The sequence below is a fragment of the Mucilaginibacter sp. SMC90 genome (assembly GCF_022811725.1).
Lineage (GTDB): Bacteria > Bacteroidota > Bacteroidia > Sphingobacteriales > Sphingobacteriaceae > Mucilaginibacter.
The window spans coordinates 392588-412231 of sequence record NZ_CP094527.1 but is presented as its reverse complement, the minus strand read 5'-3'; the positions used below and the strand labels follow the sequence as shown (position 1 = coordinate 412231).

General features: G+C 50.0%; 18 protein-coding genes. 8 read left to right on the top strand and 10 right to left on the bottom strand.

Going from position 1 to position 19644, the window contains the following annotated elements; translation table 11 throughout:
* Positions 1-3: 3 nt before the first annotated feature.
* The 4 genes from MTO98_RS01835 to MTO98_RS01820 form a co-directional block, all read right to left on the bottom strand.
* Positions 4-1338: a TolC family protein gene (locus tag MTO98_RS01835; RefSeq protein ID WP_243484988.1), complete on the bottom strand. Its 1335-nt coding sequence runs from the start codon at positions 1336-1338 to the stop codon at positions 4-6.
* A gap of 198 nt (positions 1339-1536) precedes the next feature.
* Positions 1537-2298 carry a LytTR family DNA-binding domain-containing protein gene (locus MTO98_RS01830; protein ID WP_243484987.1) on the bottom strand — a complete coding sequence of 254 codons (762 nt, stop codon included), beginning with the start codon at positions 2296-2298 and terminating at the stop codon, positions 1537-1539.
* Entirely contained in the window at positions 2295-3317 is a 1023-nt protein-coding gene (locus MTO98_RS01825) for a sensor histidine kinase (protein ID WP_243484986.1), read from the bottom strand. Before MTO98_RS01825 ends, MTO98_RS01830 begins: the two co-directional genes overlap by 4 nt.
* 37 nt (positions 3318-3354) lie before the next feature.
* Positions 3355-3798: a DUF2141 domain-containing protein gene (locus tag MTO98_RS01820; protein WP_243484985.1), complete on the bottom strand. Its 444-nt coding sequence runs from the start codon at positions 3796-3798 to the stop codon at positions 3355-3357.
* 550 nt (positions 3799-4348) lie between these two features.
* Here MTO98_RS01820 and MTO98_RS34385 point away from each other — a divergent pair.
* Entirely contained in the window at positions 4349-4462 is a 114-nt protein-coding gene (locus MTO98_RS34385) for a hypothetical protein (protein ID WP_371825442.1), read from the top strand.
* A 23-nt stretch (positions 4463-4485) separates the two neighbouring features.
* Here MTO98_RS34385 and MTO98_RS01815 read toward each other — a convergent pair whose 3' ends face one another.
* Positions 4486-5307, bottom strand: coding sequence for a universal stress protein (locus tag MTO98_RS01815; RefSeq protein ID WP_243484984.1), 822 nt, complete (start codon positions 5305-5307; stop codon positions 4486-4488).
* Positions 5308-5885: 578 nt separating this feature from the next.
* Here MTO98_RS01815 and MTO98_RS01810 point away from each other — a divergent pair.
* The 5 genes from MTO98_RS01810 (at position 5886) to glgP (ending at position 11036) form a co-directional block, all read left to right on the top strand.
* Entirely contained in the window at positions 5886-6269 is a 384-nt protein-coding gene (locus MTO98_RS01810; protein WP_243484983.1) for a hypothetical protein, read from the top strand.
* Between the two features lie 98 nt (positions 6270-6367).
* Positions 6368-6814 carry a DoxX family protein gene (locus tag MTO98_RS01805; protein ID WP_243484982.1) on the top strand — a complete coding sequence of 149 codons (447 nt, stop codon included), beginning with the start codon at positions 6368-6370 and terminating at the stop codon, positions 6812-6814.
* Between the two features lie 70 nt (positions 6815-6884).
* Entirely contained in the window at positions 6885-7940 is a 1056-nt protein-coding gene (locus MTO98_RS01800) for a response regulator (protein ID WP_243484981.1), read from the top strand.
* A 161-nt stretch (positions 7941-8101) separates the two neighbouring features.
* Positions 8102-9427 (top strand): universal stress protein, encoded by a 1326-nt coding sequence (locus MTO98_RS01795; protein ID WP_243484980.1) that lies wholly within the window; start codon positions 8102-8104, stop codon positions 9425-9427.
* Positions 9387-11036 (top strand): alpha-glucan family phosphorylase, encoded by a 1650-nt coding sequence (glgP, locus tag MTO98_RS01790; protein ID WP_243484979.1) that lies wholly within the window; start codon positions 9387-9389, stop codon positions 11034-11036. Before MTO98_RS01795 ends, glgP begins: the two co-directional genes overlap by 41 nt.
* 233 nt (positions 11037-11269) lie before the next feature.
* Here the strand turns inward: glgP and MTO98_RS01785 are convergent, their stop codons facing one another.
* A complete protein-coding gene (locus MTO98_RS01785) occupies positions 11270-12136 on the bottom strand; it encodes a universal stress protein (RefSeq protein WP_243484978.1) in 867 nt (288 codons plus the stop codon).
* A 134-nt stretch (positions 12137-12270) separates the two neighbouring features.
* Here MTO98_RS01785 and MTO98_RS01780 point away from each other — a divergent pair, with 134 nt between their 5' ends.
* Complete coding sequence (locus tag MTO98_RS01780) at positions 12271-12585, top strand: FixH family protein (protein ID WP_243484977.1); 315 nt, start codon at positions 12271-12273, stop codon at positions 12583-12585.
* Between the two features lie 2 nt (positions 12586-12587).
* Here MTO98_RS01780 and MTO98_RS01775 read toward each other — a convergent pair whose 3' ends face one another.
* The 4 genes from MTO98_RS01775 to MTO98_RS01760 all read right to left on the bottom strand — a co-directional run bounded on the left by MTO98_RS01775 (position 12588) and on the right by MTO98_RS01760 (position 17072).
* Positions 12588-13232 (bottom strand): TIGR00730 family Rossman fold protein, encoded by a 645-nt coding sequence (locus MTO98_RS01775; protein WP_243484976.1) that lies wholly within the window; start codon positions 13230-13232, stop codon positions 12588-12590.
* 121 nt (positions 13233-13353) lie between these two features.
* Positions 13354-14568 (bottom strand): acetate/propionate family kinase, encoded by a 1215-nt coding sequence (locus MTO98_RS01770; RefSeq protein WP_243484975.1) that lies wholly within the window; start codon positions 14566-14568, stop codon positions 13354-13356.
* Positions 14569-14584: 16 nt separating this feature from the next.
* A complete protein-coding gene (gene pta, locus MTO98_RS01765) occupies positions 14585-16684 on the bottom strand; it encodes a phosphate acetyltransferase (RefSeq protein ID WP_243484974.1) in 2100 nt (699 codons plus the stop codon).
* A gap of 19 nt (positions 16685-16703) precedes the next feature.
* Positions 16704-17072: a hypothetical protein gene (locus MTO98_RS01760; protein ID WP_243484973.1), complete on the bottom strand. Its 369-nt coding sequence runs from the start codon at positions 17070-17072 to the stop codon at positions 16704-16706.
* A gap of 152 nt (positions 17073-17224) precedes the next feature.
* On the opposite strand from MTO98_RS01760, the gene MTO98_RS01755 reads away from it, so the two are divergent.
* Positions 17225-19573 carry a phosphoketolase gene (locus tag MTO98_RS01755; protein WP_243484972.1) on the top strand — a complete coding sequence of 783 codons (2349 nt, stop codon included), beginning with the start codon at positions 17225-17227 and terminating at the stop codon, positions 19571-19573.
* Positions 19574-19644 lie beyond the last annotated feature (71 nt).

Sequence of the window (19644 nt, the reverse complement as noted above, 5' to 3'; positions counted from 1 at the left end):
GATTCACAGTGAAGAATAGAAGGTTTTAAGCGTGCCGGCAGCTTTCTCGAGGTCCAGTCTGGCCTGGTAAAAACTATATAGGGAATTAAGGTAATTATTTTGCGCGTCCCTGATAGCGTATCGGGCGTTGAGCCAGTCGTTCAGGTCGGTTACCCCCTTGCTGTACTGCAGGTCGGTGGTTTTAAATACGGACTGCGCCAGTTCCACATTCCGGCGGTCGTTTTCCAGGTTGGCCTGGGCTTTGATCAGTTTTGTCCTGGCATTCTCATATTCCAGCTGGTATTTACCTTCGTCCAGCTTCAGGTTCTCAGCGGCGTTGAGGCTTTTATACCTCGCCTGGCTGTACTGGGCGTTCCGTTTATAAAAATCAAACAGCGGGATGCTCAGTTTCAGACCGATGGCGGAATAGGAGTTCAGGTCACTGAATGCCGGCCCCAGGGTATTGCCAAAACCGACAGCGCCATAACGGGCGTAGCCGGTTAATTTCGGGATAGCGCCGGCTTTGATCCTTTGCTGGTCGATGGCCAGCAGCCTGGCATTAATCTCAGAAAGCTGGTAATCCGTCCGGCTAGCGGCCGAAAAAGCATCGGTTGAAGTATTGATCATCATGGGAGCAGTCACCTCCTTGCGGGATGCCGTATCCAGGGGTAGAACCGAGTTGATCGGATAGCCCATATTATATTTCAACTGGTTCTCTGAAAGCGTCAGACTGCTTTCTGCCACCCGGATCTGCGATACGGCGTTGTTATAATTGACGGTGACTTTATCCAGATCCTTTTGCAGGGTAACCCCTTTTTGTACCTGCAGGTGCGAGATGTCCATTTGCCTGCGGAAAGTTTCGAGGTTTGCCTTCAGCAGCCGGAGTTGTTCCCGGTAAACGTAGATCTGGTAATAAGCGTTGCTGATATCGTAAATGATCGTTTCTTCATTCTTTTTGACATTCAGGTCCGCTTGCTGCTTATTGTACTTATTGGCTTTAAGGCCGTTCAGCAGCGACTGGTCATAGATCGTCTGGTCCAACTGAGCCACGCCGTTGGTATTATACCGCTGGGTGAAAGCTACTTTGACCGCCTCGGGGCCAAAGATTCCGGCCGGGATGATAGACTGCTGAACTTTCAGGTTATCATCAAAAGTGCCGTTTACACTGACCTTCGGCAGGTAGTCTGCCAGCGCTTCTTTAGCCTGGGCATCGGCGGCCAGCTTTTCATTCTCGTAGACCACGCCGGAGCGGTTGTTCTTCAGTCCGTAGTCGATACATTCCTTCAGGCTCCATTGCTGCTGAGCCATTACAGAGATGTGAATAAAGCTGAGCAGCGCCAACAGGCTATATTTTTTCATGTTTTTGTATTGAATTCTGCCATTCACCCGCTGGGATCGCCGGTGTTTGGTATGATGGTAACAAAAATAGCTGCGTTTAGATTTCAAGGCCCGGTTTTTGGAATGAAAAGGACAAATTCAGCGTTGAAACGGACATTTCCGAAGGACGGCAGGCATAAGTATTGTTTTAACATAATTCTGGTGACCAGGACATTTACCTTATTGTTCGATCCACTTTAAAAAGGGCTGCGCTTTGATCTTGCTGATGATGATCTTTTCGGGGCTTGCCAGTTTGGTACTGATATAAAGTTTCCGGTTAAAATAGTGCTCGATATTCTGTACCGCCTCCCGGTTAATAATAAATTGCCGGTTGGCCCGGAAGAACTGCTGGGGATTCAGCAGGGTTTCCAATTGCTCGATGGTATATTGAACCGGGTAGCTTTTTTCATTGAAGGTATACAGGCAGACCGAGCCGCCGGAGGCATAGATGAAGGCAATATCCGCAACCCGGACCGGGATGAGCTTTTCCCGGTAATGCACTAGAATATTCTGTTTGTAGGCCGTGTCCATTTGCGCCAGCACTTTATGCAGGTTACCGGCATACGCGGTAGCGCTGGTCATATGGTCTTTAAAGCGACTGTACTTTTCCAGGCTGCGCTGCAGCATGGCTTCCTCGATCGGTTTTAACAGGTAGTCGATGCTGTTCGATTCAAAGGCCCGGATCGCATATTCGTCAAATGCCGTGCAAAAGATCACCGGCGCATCCGTCTGTACTTCCCGGAACACCTCAAAGCTCAAACCGTCGCCCAGTTGAATGTCAGAGAAGATCAGTTCCGGCGCAGGGTTTTCCTTCAGCCATTTCACCGCCGATGCGACAGAGGGCAGGACCGCTTCAACGATCATTTCACTGTCCAGCTCCAGCAGCATGCCCTTGAGCTCTTTAGCGGTTTTGGCTTCGTCCTCTATGATGATCACTCTCATTTTTTTAATAAAGGTAAAGTGACTGCAAAATAATTGCCGTCATTAGTGATCTGAACAGGTTTGTGCATCAGTAGTTTGTAGCGCTCTGTGATATTTTTAAGGCCGGTACCGGTGCTTTCTTCAGGTACTTTTTTCAGCTGCAGGTTATTGGTCACGATCAGTTCCGGGGAATCGTTGGTCAGGATCGTGATCTGCAGTGGCCGTTCCGGTGAGATCATGTTATGTTTGATCGCGTTCTCGATCAGCAGCTGCAGGGAAAGCGGCGGGATCATAAACTCCAGATGTTCCTCGGGGATATGGATGATCACGAGCAGGGACGCTTCAAACCGCTCTTTCATGATATAAAGATAGGACTTGATAAAAGCCAGTTCTTCCTTGAGCGGCGTAAGATAATGCTCGTTAAAATTCAGTACATAGCGGTAGACGGCTGCCAGCTGAACCACATAGTTTTTGGTAGGCTGGTCGCTGGCAATGGTCTTTAGCGTACTCAAAGAATTGAATAAAAAATGCGGGCTGATCTGCTGTTGCAGAGAAAGCAGCTGGGCGCGGAGATGCGCCTGCTCGAGCAGCTCGTTCTCCAGCTTGGAATTTTGCAGTTCGGCGTTCGTATAGATGCTGTAAAAAAGCACATAGGAAACAATGCTCGCTAAAAAAGCACTCATTAAATGAACGATCACATCGGATAAGCTTTCATAGGTGACGCCGTTGTCATTAAGCAGGGAATTAGGCAATAACGCATAGAGAGAATAAGCCAGGAAAAATGTAACCAGGGTCGCTGTAAAATTGCTCAGAAAATGCTTCGGATAGTTTTTCAGCCAGCTAAACCGGTGAACCAGGAAAAAGCCGTGGACCATCCAGCAGGCAAAAAGCGTCAGGGAGACCTGGAACGCATACTGTGGGTATTCCCACCATTTCACCGATTTAAATCCTTCATGGCGCAGCCCCAGGCTGATACTGGTGACCGAGGTCAATATACCGGTCAGGATAAAGTACCATTTGATCTGGTAGGTCTTGAACATATACGAAGGTATCTTTTTTGAGGGAACGGCGGACTGATCACATATATTTTACTTTGATCATAATTTGATCATGCGCGGGGCTAAGCTCAAATTTAAACTCGTCGAAGGCCGGTTTCTTTAATTTTCCCAGGAAGAAATCAGAAAAGCCAAACCCTTCTTTCGGCATACCGATAAAGTTTTTGTCTATCTTACCGTTCTCATTTTCATCGTCTACTACGATAATCCCATATGTGCCAGGTTCTAGCTGGTAGCTGGTTTTCAGCGTACCGTTTGCCAGCCCTTTTTTGTCGACAACAAATTTCTTATACGGCTTTTCGCTGGTATAGCTCTGACTATCTTTAAAAACCGAGAACAGCAGTTTTCCTTTTGCCGACCTGATCGCAGTAACTTTGATATGTACCTCCTGCGCGCGTGCCGGAGCGACCTTGATTACTAACAGTGCCAGGAAAAAAGGGAAAAGCAAAGCGTTTAATTTTTTCATAACGTGAATTTAACTCCTAATGCCGGATATTTACGGGCCGGGATAAATGAAACGGACAAAAAGGCCTGTCAAATGGACAATGCCTTATTTTATTGCGCTGATAGCATGCGTCCGAACAAAAGGTCTTTCTTTTACAACATCTGCGCTTAGGCCAACATTCAACCCTACTGCCTTCCAGTTTCTTTCACCCCGGCGTTTCGTAACCTGATTTACCAGAAACAAACTTGATTATTAGTATTGTGTAATTTGAATTTTTGCTCATAGTTAAATGACTTATGAGCAAGTTTGTTCAAAGACAACTAGCGCCTGTGAAAAGCACAGGAAACTAAATTTCCTGTTTTAGCCGTTACGGACCCGAGACGGCCAGGAAAGAAAACTTTGTAACAGGAACTTTTTAGTGATTACCGGTATGTAACATTAGAAAATCCTAATACCTGTTCATTTGCCGCAGAAGCCCCAATTGCATTAGTGCGTTAGCCAATGAATGCGACATTTCGCATACCACCGCTAAAGTCAAAGCCATAGAAATGATGCTGGAACCGACAGATCGATCAGCGAGATCGCTCATACGGTCGGTTATCATAACCTATCTGCCTTCAGTAATATCTTTTACCAGCTGACTAAGACCAGGCCGTCTGAATTTGCAAAACAATTGTCCTTATGAATTCACAAGATAACTGATCGCTGTCAGGCCGGTATCGCCAGTAAAGGAATATTTAAGCCCGAGGCCATCATCCTGGTCTTGCTGCGGTGCGTCAAGGATGACCAAAAACTGTACGTTTTAGGTACCATGATCAACAGATCGGCATTGATCCCGGCGATCTCCTCCCGGATCCCTTTGATAACGGAGGCCGATCTGACTTTTTTATAGGTACAGGCAACGCCTTCAAGTCCCTCAACGATCTCTTCCCCGGAAGCCAGAACAGCTTCGTCCGGGTCACGTTCGCCGGCTTGCTGATCGACAAAAAAGACCTCAACTTCAGCCGCTGACAGCAGTGCCATCTCTTTTATTCTGGGCAGAACGCCCGCAGGCAGCTCGTGCGTCGCATCGCAGGCGAAAAGAACTTTCTTAAACCCCCCGAACCGGGCTCCTTCAGGCACCGCCAGTACCGGACATTTCAGGCTTTTGATCACTGCCGTTGTGGTATTGCCAAATACATCCTGGGACACGCTTTCCGGCTCCATGCCCAGCACGACCAGTCCGGCGTCATATTTGCCGGCGAGGTTTTCCAGTTCATCGGTTATCATCGCGTATGCGGATTCATAATTGGCCTCGATACCATAATTTGCAGTAATCCATTCCGCCTTTTTACGCAATCGGGTCTGGTTGTCCAGCAGCATATCCTCGAAGTCTGCCGCCGAAAGTAACGCATTGGATGCGGGAACTGAAAGGGTAAAAGCATTGAAAATGATCAGCCTGGCCTGGAATTGTTTAGCCAGCCCGGCAGCATAGTTTACTGCATTTTCGGCCAATGGTGAAAAATCTGTAGCAACGATCAGGGTTATCATATCTTTTATTTTTTTGTTAGTGGGTAAAATGGCAATTGCAAAATCTATCAACGTTCGGCTCTTAATAACAAACGCTTATATGAACAGATGAGATAGAAGTTCCCAAAAGTTGTCCGGTTCACCCTGGCCCCGATCAAACAATTCATCTATCTGGTCGGAAAAATCTAATAGTTCTTTACTCATGGCGATCAATTTAATCTTAACCAAAGGTACCAGCAAAAGAGAATACGTAAAATGAGTTGGGTCACCCCATGATTTGTTTAACGTCACTTTCTGTAGATATAAGGCATTGCTTAGCCTTTTTAATTACCGAATGACAGATGTTTAATGTTATTAATTACGAAAAAAAGAAAAGTTATCCATGGAAAGTTCACACAAACTAAGGCAGCCAGCGCGGAGTGGCAATTTAAGTATCTGGCGGTGCGTGAAACGCATTGGAAAATATTATCGTAATCAGGTGAGCGTTTTCCGTTTATTTCTATAACAGGCTTAATACCAATCTGGAAATGTGACAGACATCATCATCCCGGCTGCGGCCGGTCATTCCAATGAGGGGGAATCCGCCGTAATCTTGTGGTATGAAAAATTATGTCAACATTAAATATATCAAGAATCTCAACAATGATTGTTTAAGAGGACTTGCATTTTATAAAGAAGAATTGCATATCCTCCAGGAAAGGCTACAGGAGATTGCCGGTGATAATACGGCTCAGGAAATACAGGAAAAGGTTGAACATTTCCAAAATCAATTTTTGATACATGGCAATTACCTGGAGGAACTCCGGCAAACTATTCAGGCCAACGATCAGGATATCGCAGCGGAACTGGTACTAACCGGCACCAGGGTACCTGAAAATATTGCTACAGCGCATAGCCGGATACACGAACGCTACCTGAATGAAGAAAGAATGTTCAATGAATTGCGCCATGAATTCAACCGCTTTGCCGCGAGCTGGATATAACATCGTTATATCGTCAAAATAGGTGTGATATATTCAACCAAATTGACAGTCTAATAAAATAACGGACTTTCTCATATGACAACCCAAATACCAAGATTATGAATATCGTTGAAAAAATAGAGCGCTGGGGTGACCGCCATCATCCCAAATTACTGGACCTGGTCCGCATGGCACTAGGTATCTTCCTGGTCGCAAAGGGGTCCGTGTTGCTGATGCGCACAGCGGCTATCCGCGACCTGGTGTTGGATGCCGGCGTAACCAGTTCTTCACCGCTGGTCATGCTGATCATTAACGTGGTTACTTATGCTTACCTGGCCGGAGGTATATTGATCTTGCTCGGGTTATGGACAAGGGCGGCCGCATTGCTGCAATTGCCGCTCGTTCTGTCGGCTTTGTTCTTTGTTAATATCCTTTCCGCTTACTTCAGTACCGAACTTTGGATGTCCATACTGGTGCTTATCCTGTTACTGCAATTTATGGTCATCGGTTCTGGGCCATGGTCAATGGACCGGATGCTTACTGACGCAAAGACTGGAAGCGATTGATCAAGAGTTGCTCAGCTGCACGCAATGTTTAGGCAGAATTGTAACTTTACCACCTCAAAGCCGGTTACTGATGAGTAGTATAAAGACATTAATTATAGAAGATACCCGCGATATCCGCGAAAGTGTCGTGGAGATATTGGAGCTGGCCGGTCACACTGTATACGCTGCCGCTAATGGAAAAGAAGGCGTAGAGCTGGCCAAAAGGCACCTGCCCGACATCATCCTCTGCGATATCATGATGCCCGAACTGGACGGGTACGGTGTGCTTTATTTGCTGCATAAAACACCGGAGACCGCTGCCATTCCCTTTATTTTCCTGACCGCCAAGGCGGAACGAGTTGACCTGCGCAAAGCCATGGAAATGGGGGCGGACGATTACCTGACCAAACCTTTTGACGACGTGGAACTGCTGAATGCGATCGAAAGCCGTTTGAAAAAGAAAGCGCAGCAGCAGGCTGCCTACAGCAAGTCGCTGGATGAGCTGGGCAGGCTGATCTCCCGCAGCAATGGCCTCGCTGAGTTGAAAAAGGTCATCCAGGAACGCAAAAGCCGCTTGTTCAAGAAAAACCAGGTGATCTATTATGATGGCGACAAGGGTAACGGGCTATACGTCGTGTTAAGCGGCAGGGTCAAGACAAGTCAGCTTGCCGAAGACGGCCGCGAACTGATCACCGGTTTGCACACGGCCGACCGTTACCTGGGCATACAGGCAATGCTGGCAGAGGAAGCTTATAACGATACGGCTACGGCGTTGGAGGACAGCCAGCTGTGCCTTATCCCCAAAGAGCAACTGGAGGAATTGCTGAGCGTCTACCCAGATGTATCGAGGCAGTTCATTAAGCTGCTGGCCGGCCAGATCCGTGAGAACGAAGCACAGCTGTTACACCTGGCCTATGATTCAGTCAGAAAGAAAATGGCGGAGACATTGGTCCGCCTATACCGGCAACAGCCAGCCAACGATCAAGGCATTCGGATCTCCCGCGAAGACCTGGCCGCCTTGTCCGGTATGGCTACAGAAACGGTGAGCCGAACCTTGTCGGATTTTAAAAGTGAGGGACTGATCGGGAAAACGGGCAGCCTGATCACCGTGCTTGAGTTGAAACGTCTCGAAACCATGAAAAACTGATCAGCGCCTTTTCCTGAGGTTCTTTCTTCGCTATGGTCGGCGAAAGCGGTAACAGGATGCCGGCAGGCATCTTAATGTGTGGCATGACACAAGTTTAAGTGACGCCGCTCATTCCATCAGCGCGTTTTTTTTGGTCAATTTGCCTAAGATAAATTCAAACAATGAAAACGATAGCGATACTAACCGATTTTTCTGAGCGCTCGGTCCACGCCGCACGCTACGCGCTGCATATGGCGCAAAAGATCAATGCCAGCGTTCTTGTGTTTAATGCCTTCAGCGTACCTGCAGACAGGACCCTGGCAACAGGGCAAATCACACCGGTGCTGCATAGCTATAAAGGCATGAGACAGGATGCGGAGCACCGGCTGAAGAATCTCTGCGCGCAGTTGGAACAGGAACTGAGATCAGAAAGCAAAGCCGAAGATGCATTGCCCGCTATCAGCTGGCAATGCGAAGAAGGCCCGGTCACCGCAGCGCTGCTTTTGCTGGAACAAAACAAAGAACTTGTCCTGCTGGTAGCAGCTACCCATAACGCGGGGGCCAGCCGCAGCTTTATACCCGGCAACCACTGCCGGGCATTGATCGATGCAGCGCGACTTCCGCTTTTGCTGGTACCGGACCACGCCCCTGTAGCGGACCTGGACAAAATTACTTTTGCGACTGACCTTAACCGGGGGGACATCGGCTATATCAATGCCGTTGCCGGGCTGGCTGAAGCTTTTAACGCCTATATCACGATCGTCAATGTAGACCCCGAGGAGCCGTCCGATACGGAACACAATCAGCGGGTGAACGCCTTTATGCAGGACATGGTGCTGCAGGTCGGTTACCGGCATATTTGCTACCGTAACTTTCCTGACCGGCGGGTAAACAAAGGGTTGACCGCCGTTCTGGAAAAGGATCAACCGGATCTGCTGGTCATGGTCCATCGACAAGTGCAGGCCAGCGATCTTCTTTTCAGCTCCAGCCATACCCAGAACCTGGCGGACCAAGTGGCGCTGCCATTATTGGTTTATCCTTTTCCTATGGCCGATATTCCTACATTTCTCGATAAACCAGGCAAAACCGGCCATGGTTATTATCGGTATTTCCGGGTAGATCAGAAGGATACGACTGTTCGCGTGATCTCAGCAAATGATCTCCAAGCGTGGAGATCAAAATCACCGGGTGCGGTTACCTTACAACCCGGCGCTGAAAAGTACTGGTTGTTTACCGATATCGGCCGGGCGATGGAAAAAGCAAAAGCCGGCGCACGGGCTTATATCGAAGGGCTGATCGCCCGCGGCGAAGAAGGCCGCCCGGAACTATTGCAATACCGGATGGATCATTATGAAGACCTGAATATTAACCTGATCGAAGCGAATATCGAGAAAGTGAAGCGCGAAATGCAGTCCCACTCAGATTTTGTCTATAAACCTTATAAAATAAATCCCAATAATATTTCTGATGACTATAAACGAAATCTTCGGCTATACGCCGGATCCTGAATACAGTACCCCGGTTGCTTATTTCTCCATGGAATTTGCCATTGATCAGTCACTGAAGATCTACAGCGGCGGTCTGGGCTTTCTGGCAGGCTCGCACCTGCGGAGCGCCTATGAACTGAAACAAAACCTGGTGGGCATCGGCATGCTGTGGAAATATGGGTATTATGACCAGGTACGAAACGGCAATGGGCTGATGAAGCCGGAGTTTATTGAAAAAGACTATTCGTTCTTACACGATACCGGTATTGTTTTTACGGTCACGGTGCATGATGCGCCCGTCCATGTGAAGGCCTGGTTACTGAAACCGGAAACCTTCGGCTCGGCACCGCTGTTTTTACTGAGTACCGATGTGCCGGAAAACGACGAGTTATCTAAATCGATCACGCATAGCCTATACGACCCGAATGAGACCACCCGGATCGCGCAAACCATCGTCCTGGGCATCGGCGGCGCCATGCTGCTGGATATTTTAAAAATAACACCGGATGTTTACCATATGAATGAAGGCCATTCGGTTTCGCTGAACTTTTACCTGCATGCCAAATACAAAAGCCTGGAGGAAGTGCGGAAAAGAGTGGTTTTTACGACCCATACCCCGGAGATGGCCGGCAATGAAGCACATAGCTATGGGCTGCTGAAAGAGATGTCCTTCTTTTACCACTTGCAGGCTCATGAAGCTAAATCCCTGCTTGGTCTGGACAGCGACTATTTTAATTATACACTGGCCGCGCTCAAGTTCTCACGTAAGGCAAACGGTGTATCCGAATTGCATGGCGAGGTGGCCCGGCAGATGTGGGGCAGCCATCCTGGCGTCTGCGAGATCACTTCGATCACCAATGCGCAGAATAAGGCTTACTGGGCGGATCAAACGATCGATGCTGCCCTCGGTAACGGCGATGACGGAGCGATCGTTAGTCGTAAAAAAGCGATGAAGCGCACACTGTTTAACCTCGTGGCTGACCAGTGCGGCAAGCTTTTCGATGAAAATGTGCTGACCATTGTCTGGGCCAGGCGTTTTGCGGGGTACAAGCGGGCCGACCTGGTGATGCAGGACTGGGAGCGGTTTCTCAATTTCATCCAAAATACGACATACCCCGTACAGTTCATCTGGGCCGGAAAACCTTACCCGGAAGACGGTGAAGGAATCGGCTTGTTCAACCAGATCATCAGCCGGGCCAAACCTTTTGCCAATTGTGCTGTGCTGACAGGTTACGAGCTCGGCTTATCAGCGCTATTGAAAAAAGGATCGGATGTCTGGCTGAATAACCCCCGGATGTATCATGAGGCTTCGGGAACCAGCGGCATGACCGCTGCCATGAACGGCAGTATCAACCTGTCGCTGCCGGATGGCTGGGTGCCGGAATTTGCCAGGGATAAAGAGAACTGTTTCCTGATCGCTAAAGCACCGGATGAGCTTTCGGTCATTGAAAAGGATCGTCTGGAAAATGGCAGCCTGATGGAATCGCTGGAAAACCTTGTTCTTCCTATGTATTATAATCATCCGAATGAATGGCTGTCAATTGTAAAAAGGGCTGCAACCGATGTCGTACCGGCTTTTGAGTCAGGAAGAATGGCCAGGGAATATCAGGAAAATCTATATAGATCGTAGCAGTCAAATTTGAGCTGCATCCTATGCAGATTATCATAAAAGCTATCAAGATTTACCCGAATCATGTTCATTGCTGTTTAGTTCTCCTCGCTGAAGCCAGTAACCCTGTCAGGGCTGCTCCAGCGAGGTCCAATTTTTATTTTTACATCGAATTACGAATAAAATCCGCTGTCTACTTTGGCCGTGTAGTTCTTTACTTTTCAAATCGAGGAAGGAAGATCTTGCTGTTCAAATTAAAAGACCGGAAGCGGATCTGTTGTATGCGGGAAGATCAGCAGCGGCAGGGTTATACTTTCAGCCAGCCGTTGACTATGGCTGCGCCCAAACAGGCGGCTAAGAATATCTTTATGGCGATGTACCATGACCACGACGTCCGCGTCAATGGTCTTTGCCATATGATGTAAGCCCTGCTGCACATGCGGTTCTATCAACTGTCGGTAATAGATATGCGAATAGTTGATCTTGTTACCTACCTCGGTCAGAAAGTCCCCGACTTGGGGATCATCTTCCGCGGCTGTTTTTTCTAAATGTGTCAGCAGGATCTCCGCGTTAAACGGCCGGGCCAGGCTGGCCAGAGATTGGACAACATTCAGGTCATCCCTGTCCAGGTCTGTAGCAAATGCGATCTTGCAGATCTTTTCGAACCGCGCTTGTTCAGGTACGATGAGCAAAGGCAAGATGGTATGATCCAGCACTTCGTGGGTGTGATTGCCGGATATAAGCGATGCAAAGCCTTTATGGTGATCCGCCATCACTAATAGAATGATATCCCTTCCGCTAATAAATTCATCGATCGTCAACTCAAAGGCACCATCCTGTGCACGGCATTCGATCACCGGACGAAAGCCAGCCGGCAGATTTTCCAACCGTTCTTCCAGTTTGGATTTGAACAGCTTAAGATCCGCCTCACAGCCGGATTTGATCGCTTCATAATCTTCCTCCGGCCAACTGATCTGTCCGCTCAAAGGTTCCGCCGACGGGACCAGAAAAGAGTTATACAATAATATATCGGCGTGGATTTCAGTGGCCAGAGACAGGGCATATGCAGCGGCATTAAATGCACGCTCAGAAAAATCAGTCAGTACAGCGATCTTTTTCATGATGTCATTTTTGTATTAACAAAATTGCCTTTTTATATGGAGCCGAAGGCAGGTTAGGATCAGGTTTTACAGTGATATTGATCACTTTTTTCAGGCTGTAACTACTTAATTTTAAATCTGTTAAAAGCAGTTATATGAAATCACTTCGCTTAAGTTTTGATCACCCCCTTCAAGGGACTTTACGTTTAAGGCCGCTTTCCGGCCAGGCGCCAAAGACGCCGGTCGGCAGACATTTCGATACCGGCACTGATCGTGAATTAACTATTCCCTTAACTGAGCTGGAGGAAGGCAGCTGGGAACTGGTATTGGACTGGGAGTATGAAGAACGCAGTTTCCGGCATAGCCAAAGATTCGAGATCGAACCAAAGTCAGACCTGTTCAAAACGGCGAAATATGCCGATGATTGTCTTTTCCACAGCCGGCACCCCTTGCACTGTATGAACCATTAAAATTACCATTTTTCAAACAACCAGCGGAATGGTTTGCGCCGGCTTACTGGTTTCAGACCGAATTCCTTGATGCTCTTTTCTTTTATCAGGCGGACCGCTTCATCAATATCATCCGTTACCAGGAACAAATTAGTATCATCTGCACCGATCGTAGCACAGGCCTTCATGTTTTCGATGTAGGCGATCAGTTCCTTGTGATATTCCCTGCCGAAAATGATCACGGGGAAGTTTTTGATCTTATGCGTCTGGATCAGTGTTAGCGCTTCAAAATATTCGTCCATCGTGCCAAAGCCGCCGGGCATGACCACGAAGGCGAAACTGTATTTGACCAGCAATACCTTACGGAGGAAAAATTGCTTCATGTAGACCCATTTATCCAGGTAAGAATTGGGTTCCTGCTCGACCGGCAGCCGGATGTTACAGCCGACCGACCTGCCGCCAACATCCTTAGCACCCCGATTTGCGGCTTCCATCAGGCCGGGACCGCCCCCTGTCAGGATCGTAAAACCTAATCGCGCAAAGGCTGCCGCTGCTTTGCGGGTCTGTTCATAAAAGGGATGATCTTCGTGAAAGCGGGCCGAACCGAAAACGGTGATACAGGGACCTATAAAATGCAGCGCCCGGAAGCCGCGGATCAGTTCAGTCATGGTCTGAAAGGTAAACCTGAGTTCCTTCCAGCGTGATTGTGGTCCGTCAAGGAACCGGATCTCTGATTTATTCTCCATTCACAAACGTACCAGGCGCGACAGAAATAAATAATGACGTTGGTCACGTTGCGGGATGATCTCCGGACCTTAGCATGCGACATTCGCGGGCGATAGCCAGTTCTTCGTTCGTCGGCACGACCAGCACGCGCGTCCGGGAATCCCGGTAACTAATATCCCGGGCGACCGTGTCATGGCGCTTGTTCGCGGGGCCATCAAGGCAGATACCCAGGAAATCCATATCCTGGCAGACCAGTTCCCTTGTCAGCGCATCGTTTTCGCCCACGCCGGCTGTAAACACGATCGCATCCAGCCCATTCATCGCCGCGGCGTAGGCACCAATGAACTTTTTAATGCGATACGTGTAAAGCTCGTAAGCCAGGCGGGCAGCCGGATCGCCCTCCTGATAAAGCTTGCTGATATCCCGCATATCATTGTGCCCCGTCAATCCCTGCATGCCGCTTTGTTTGTTAAGGAGCTCGGTAATTTCTGCTGCAGTATAATTTTTTTGCTGTTGCAGGTAAAGCAATACTGAAGGATCAATGCTGCCGCTACGCGTCCCCATTACCAAGCCGTCCAGCGGGGTCAGCCCCATGCTGGTGTCAATGCAGCGGTCGCCCTCGACGGCAGCCATGCTGCAGCCGTTACCCAGGTGAATCGTGATCAGTTTGGCATTCGGCCGGCCCAGGAAAGCTGCTGCTTCGCATGAAACATATTGATGGCTGATGCCATGAAATCCATACACCCGGATGCCATCTTCGCGGTAGAACTTTTCACCGATCGCGTAACGGAAGGCTCTTTCCGGCAGGGTCCGGTGATAGGCGGTATCGAAGACCGCTACCTGGACCGCCTGCAGGAACATTTTTTCAGCGACCTCGATACCCTTAATATGACCGGGGTTATGCAGCGGCGCCAGCGGATAGAGCGCTTTGATCTTTTCTTTGACTTCAGCTGTGACAACCGTGGTCTCCGTCAGCGTTTCACCGCCGTGAACCACGCGATGGCCCACGGTTACGATCTCGCCGGGATCCCGGATGACAGCAATATCCGGCCGGGTCAGCAGGCCCGCCAGGACCTGCATGCCGGCTTCATGATCTTTGATGGCTTGTTCCAGTTTAACGACCTGTTGAGCGCCTGTCTTAAAAATTTGATGCGTCAGCCTGCTGTTGTCCTGCCCGATCCGCTCGATCAGGCCGCTGCAAACGGGTTGATCGCCGTCCACAGGAAAAAGTTGATATTTGATAGAGCTGCTGCCCGAGTTGATCACTAAGATGTACATATAACGAAGATAAAGATTAAACACCCGTTTCCTGCGCCTGAATGGCGGTAATGATGACCGTATTGAACACATCTTCCACCGTACAGCCCCGGCTGAGGTCATTGACCGGTTTGTTCAGGCCCTGCAACATTGGTCCAATAGCAAGCGCTCCCGTTTCACGCTGCACGGCTTTATAGGTGTTATTGCCAGTGTTCAGGTCCGGAAATATCAGCACACTGGCCTGTCCGGCCACTTCCGAGCCGGGCAGCTTTTGAAGGCCGACCAGGGGATCAACCGCTGCATCATACTGGATCGGCCCTTCGATCTTGATATCCGGCCGCCTTTCTTTCACCAGCAGCGTTGCGCGCCGTACTTTATCCACGTCTTCGCCTGTACCTGACGTACCCGAGGAGTAAGAAAGCATGGCTACTCTTGGTTCGATGCCGAACCTGGCGCTGTTATCAGCTGAGGAGATCGCAATTTCCGCCAGCTCTTCCGGGGTGGGGTCCGGATTGACCGCGCAATCACCAAACACGGAAACGCGGTCAGCCAGGCACATAAAAAAGACCGAAGACACGGTGGATATGCCGGGACGGGTCTTGATGAACTGCAGCGCCGGGCGAATGGTATGCTGAGTCGTGTGGGCCGCGCCGGATACCATGCCATCGGCCTCACCTTTGTAGACCATCATCGTCCCGAAATAAGAAACGTCAGTCATCAGGTCGCGGGCCATTTCCAGCGTCACATTTTTGTTTTTACGCAAATCATACAGCGTTTCGACATACGATTCATACTGCGGTGCCCGGGCAGGATCTACTATCCTTATTTGTTGCAGGTCGAGATCGATACCCAAGCGTTTGACAGAGGCCGAGATCTCTGCCGGATCGCCGAGCAATACCAGCCGGACGAGATCCTGCGCGACCAGCCGGGCCGCTGCCTGCAGGATCCGGTCGTCATTTCCTTCGGGCAATACAATTGTTTTCTTTTCACGTTTCGCCCATTGTGCCAACTGGTACTGGAACATATGGGGCGTCATGGCATTGGAATGAAAAGTTATGATATTTTTATTGAGCGCTTCCAGATCCATATAACGGTTGAAGGTTTCGATGGCGAGCTGGATCTTTTTGTTTTGACCGGGCCTGATCCGCGAGCGTACCGAGGCAACCTTGTTGGTGGTTTCAAAAGTGCCGGTAGTCACGGCCATGACCGGCACGATATGCTGCAAGCCTTCGATCAGGCGCATGACAGGCTCCTCTGGTACGGTTCCTGCTGTCAGCACAATGCCAGCTACACGCGGGTAACTGGCTGACAGGTTTGCCTGGAGCGAACTGATGATGATGTCGCCCCGGTCGCCCGGTGTGACGATCAGGACATTTTCCTTAAGATAGTTGAGAAAATTCGGCACCTGCATGGCGCCGGTTACAAAGTGATCTACCGGGCTTTCCAGCAGGTCTTCGCCAAACAGTAGCTGACCGCTGAGCTGCTCAAATATCTCCGCCACGGTCGGGCTTTCCAGCGCTTTATCCGCAGGGATGACCGCAGGTAAGACGGAGCCGGGAAGCTGGGCGTTCAGCAAATCACGGATGTCATTAGCCTGTTCCGGCTGAACATGGTTAATGATCAGGGCGATGACCTGGATCTCGAGCTGCTGATAGGCCCGTAAAAAATTCAATGCTTCCTGCAGGATGTCTGCGATGGATTTATGCCGGCCGGAAACCAGTAGCACAACAGGTGCATTCAAATTTTTGGCGATCAGCCGGTTGGTCTCAAATTCAAATGCCGTTGCCTGGCCCGCAAAATCACTTCCCTCGACAATGGTAAAATCGGAGGTAGCTTCCACGTATTTGAAACGGTCAATAATGGTATCCAGCATTTCGCCCTGCCGCTGCTGCTTTACCAGTTCCAATGCTTGCTGACGCGTAAAAACACAGGCTTCAGCATAGGTTTGCAGCAATTGAAAATGGCTGAGCACGGTATCGATATGGCTGTCGGTCTGACCTTCAGCGCCGGGCGTTACTATCGGCTTGAAATAACTGATCTTCTGGGTCCTGCCCAGCAGCATATTCATCAGGCCCAGTGCGACCATTGACTTCCCGCTGTAAGGCTCGGCAGAGGCAATAAAAATACTTTTTGTCAAAATGTTGCTATATTAATGTTCAGGCGGCATGCTTCCCCGCTATCAGCGCGTACTTAATGCCTTTCAGCACAGCCAGCGCGTCCTGTACGGCCTTCTGCAATAAAACGAAGTCCTCCACCAGCTGTAGACTGATGCTGCCGCTGGTATCAACGGTCAATGGCTCGATTTTGTTCATGAAACATGCGATTTCTGCCGTGAGCAGGTTACGGTTCAGGGCCGCATTATCGAGCCTGGCCAGTATGTTTCCACCGATGATCAGGCCCGCCGCTTGTTCGCCCAGGAACCGTTCTTCATCCTCCATGAACTCCAGGTCGCTCAACCATTGTTTGCCGGTGAGGTACAATTCCTGTAATTCCACACCCAGTTCTTCATCCTTCGCTGTTTTCATTTTGCTGAATTTTTATAAAACAAATATCGCCTGCGCTACTTATCTTTTCAAGGACCAGTGTCATATCCAAAGGTGATGCCGGTCACAATATTTATTGCAGCTATCCGCATTTTTGTACCATCAAACCCTTGCTTATGAATAATCCCGGAATCATGAATGAAAAAGAACTGCAGGCTGTAGATGCCTACTGGCGCGCTGCCAATTACCTCTCCGTGGGACAAATCTACCTGCATGATAACCCCTTGCTGAAAGAGTCACTGAAAATAGAACACGTTAAACGCATGCTGCTTGGGCACTGGGGGACCACACCGGGGCAGAACTTCATTTACGTGCACCTCAACCGCGTGATCAAAAAACATGGGCTGGACATGATCTATATTTCCGGTCCCGGACACGGCGGGCCGGCTATGGTCAGCCAAACCTACCTTGAAGGTGCTTACAGCGAGGTCTATCCCAATATCACCCGGGATGAAGCCGGGCTAAAAAAACTGTTTACCCAGTTTTCCTTCCCGGGCGGGATCCCCAGCCATGTTTCACCGGAATGCCCCGGCTCCATGCACGAGGGCGGTGAGCTGGGTTATTCCCTGAGTCATGCTTTCGGGGCCGTATTTGATAACCCGGAGCTGATCGTCTCCTGCGTGGTAGGTGATGGCGAGGCGGAGACCGGTCCTTTGGCCACTGCCTGGCATTCCAACAAATTCCTCAATTCATTGAGCGACGGCGTGGTGCTGCCGATCCTGCACCTGAACGGCTACAAGATCGCCAATCCGGCAGTACTGGCGCGAATCCCCGAAAAAGAGCTCCTGGCGCTGTTCGAAGGTTACGGCTGGAAACCCTACCTGATCGCGGGTGATGACCCGCTAACCATGCACCGGGAGATGGCCGCCTTACTGGACCGGGTCGTGGAAGAGATCAAAAGCATCAAAGCAGATGCAGCAGCCGATCCCGGGGCCGAAAGACCCTGCTGGCCAATGATCATCCTGAAAACACCTAAGGGCTGGACCGGTCCTAAAGTGGTAGACGGCCTGGCGGTAGAAGGTACCTTCCGTGCCCACCAGGTGCCGCTTTCCGACCCGGCTAAAAATCCGGAGCATCTGCGCCAGCTGGAGGACTGGCTGAAAAGCTACCGGCCGCAGGAGCTGTTCGATGAACAGGGCCGGTTATTACCGGAACTGGCGGCTCTGGCTCCAGAGGGCGAACGCCGAATGGGAGCAAATCCCCACGCCAACGGCGGGCTGCTGCTCCGTGATCTGCACATGCCTGAATTTTGCGACTATGGGTTGGAGGTCAGCGAACGGGGTACGGCCGGACCGGGCGATACGCTTGTATTAGGCCGGTTCATCAGGGATGTGATCCGGCTGAACCAAACTAATTTCAGACTGTTCGGGCCGGACGAGACGCTATCCAATAAACTGGATGCCGTTTTTGAGGCGACCGAACGCCAATGGGAAGCGGAAATGATAGCCGGCGACGTATTGTTGAAAAAAGAAGGACGCGTGATGGAAATGCTAAGCGAACATCAGTGCGAAGGCTGGCTGGAAGGCTACCTGCTTACCGGGCGCCACGGACTTTTTAATTGTTACGAAGCTTTTATTCACATTATTGATTCGATGTTCAACCAACATGCCAAATGGCTGAAGGTGACCTCCGGGCTGGCCTGGCGCAGACCTTTGGCCTCGCTGAATATCCTGCTCGCCTCGCATGTGTGGCGGCAGGACCATAACGGCTTCACCCACCAGGACCCGGGCTTTATCGATCATGTGGTAAATAAAAAAGCCTCCGTTGTCCGCGTCTACCTGCCGCCGGATGCCAATTGCCTCTTGTCGGTCATGGACCACTGCCTGCGCAGCCGTCATTATGTGAACGTCGTCATCGCTGGCAAGCACCCCTCGCCGCAGTGGCTGTCCATCGAAGAGGCGACCCTGCATTGTACCAAGGGCATCGGTATCTGGAACTGGGCCAGTAATGACGAGGGCGCAGAACCGGATGTGGTCATGGCCTGCGCGGGCGATGTGCCTACACTGGAAACGCTGGCGGCGGTCTCCATCCTGAAAGAAAAACTGTCCGAACTGAAGATCCGGGTGGTGAACGTGGTTGACCTGATGAAGCTCCAGCCGGAACATGAACACCCACACGGCTTGAGTGACACCGACTTTGATGCACTGTTCACCAAGAACAAACCGGTGATTTTTGCTTTTCATGCCTATCCCTGGCTGATCCACCGCCTGACCTACCGGCGAACCAATCACCACAACATCCACGTGAGGGGTTACAAAGAAGAAGGGACCATTACCACGCCGTTTGACATGACGGTATTGAATGAAATGGACCGCTTCAGCCTGGTCCAGGATGTGATCGACCGCTTGCCGCAAATGGGTGACCGCGCGGCCTACCTGAAACAGGAGATGAAGGATAAACTGATTGAGCATTATAATTACATTAGGACGCACGGCATCGATATGCCGGAGATCCTGGAATGGAAATGGAAGGGCTTGCAATAGAAAATTAATAACGAGGCAACAGATCTCGGTCGATGCATCATCTTTGCTGCCGCGTGATACGCTGACGCATA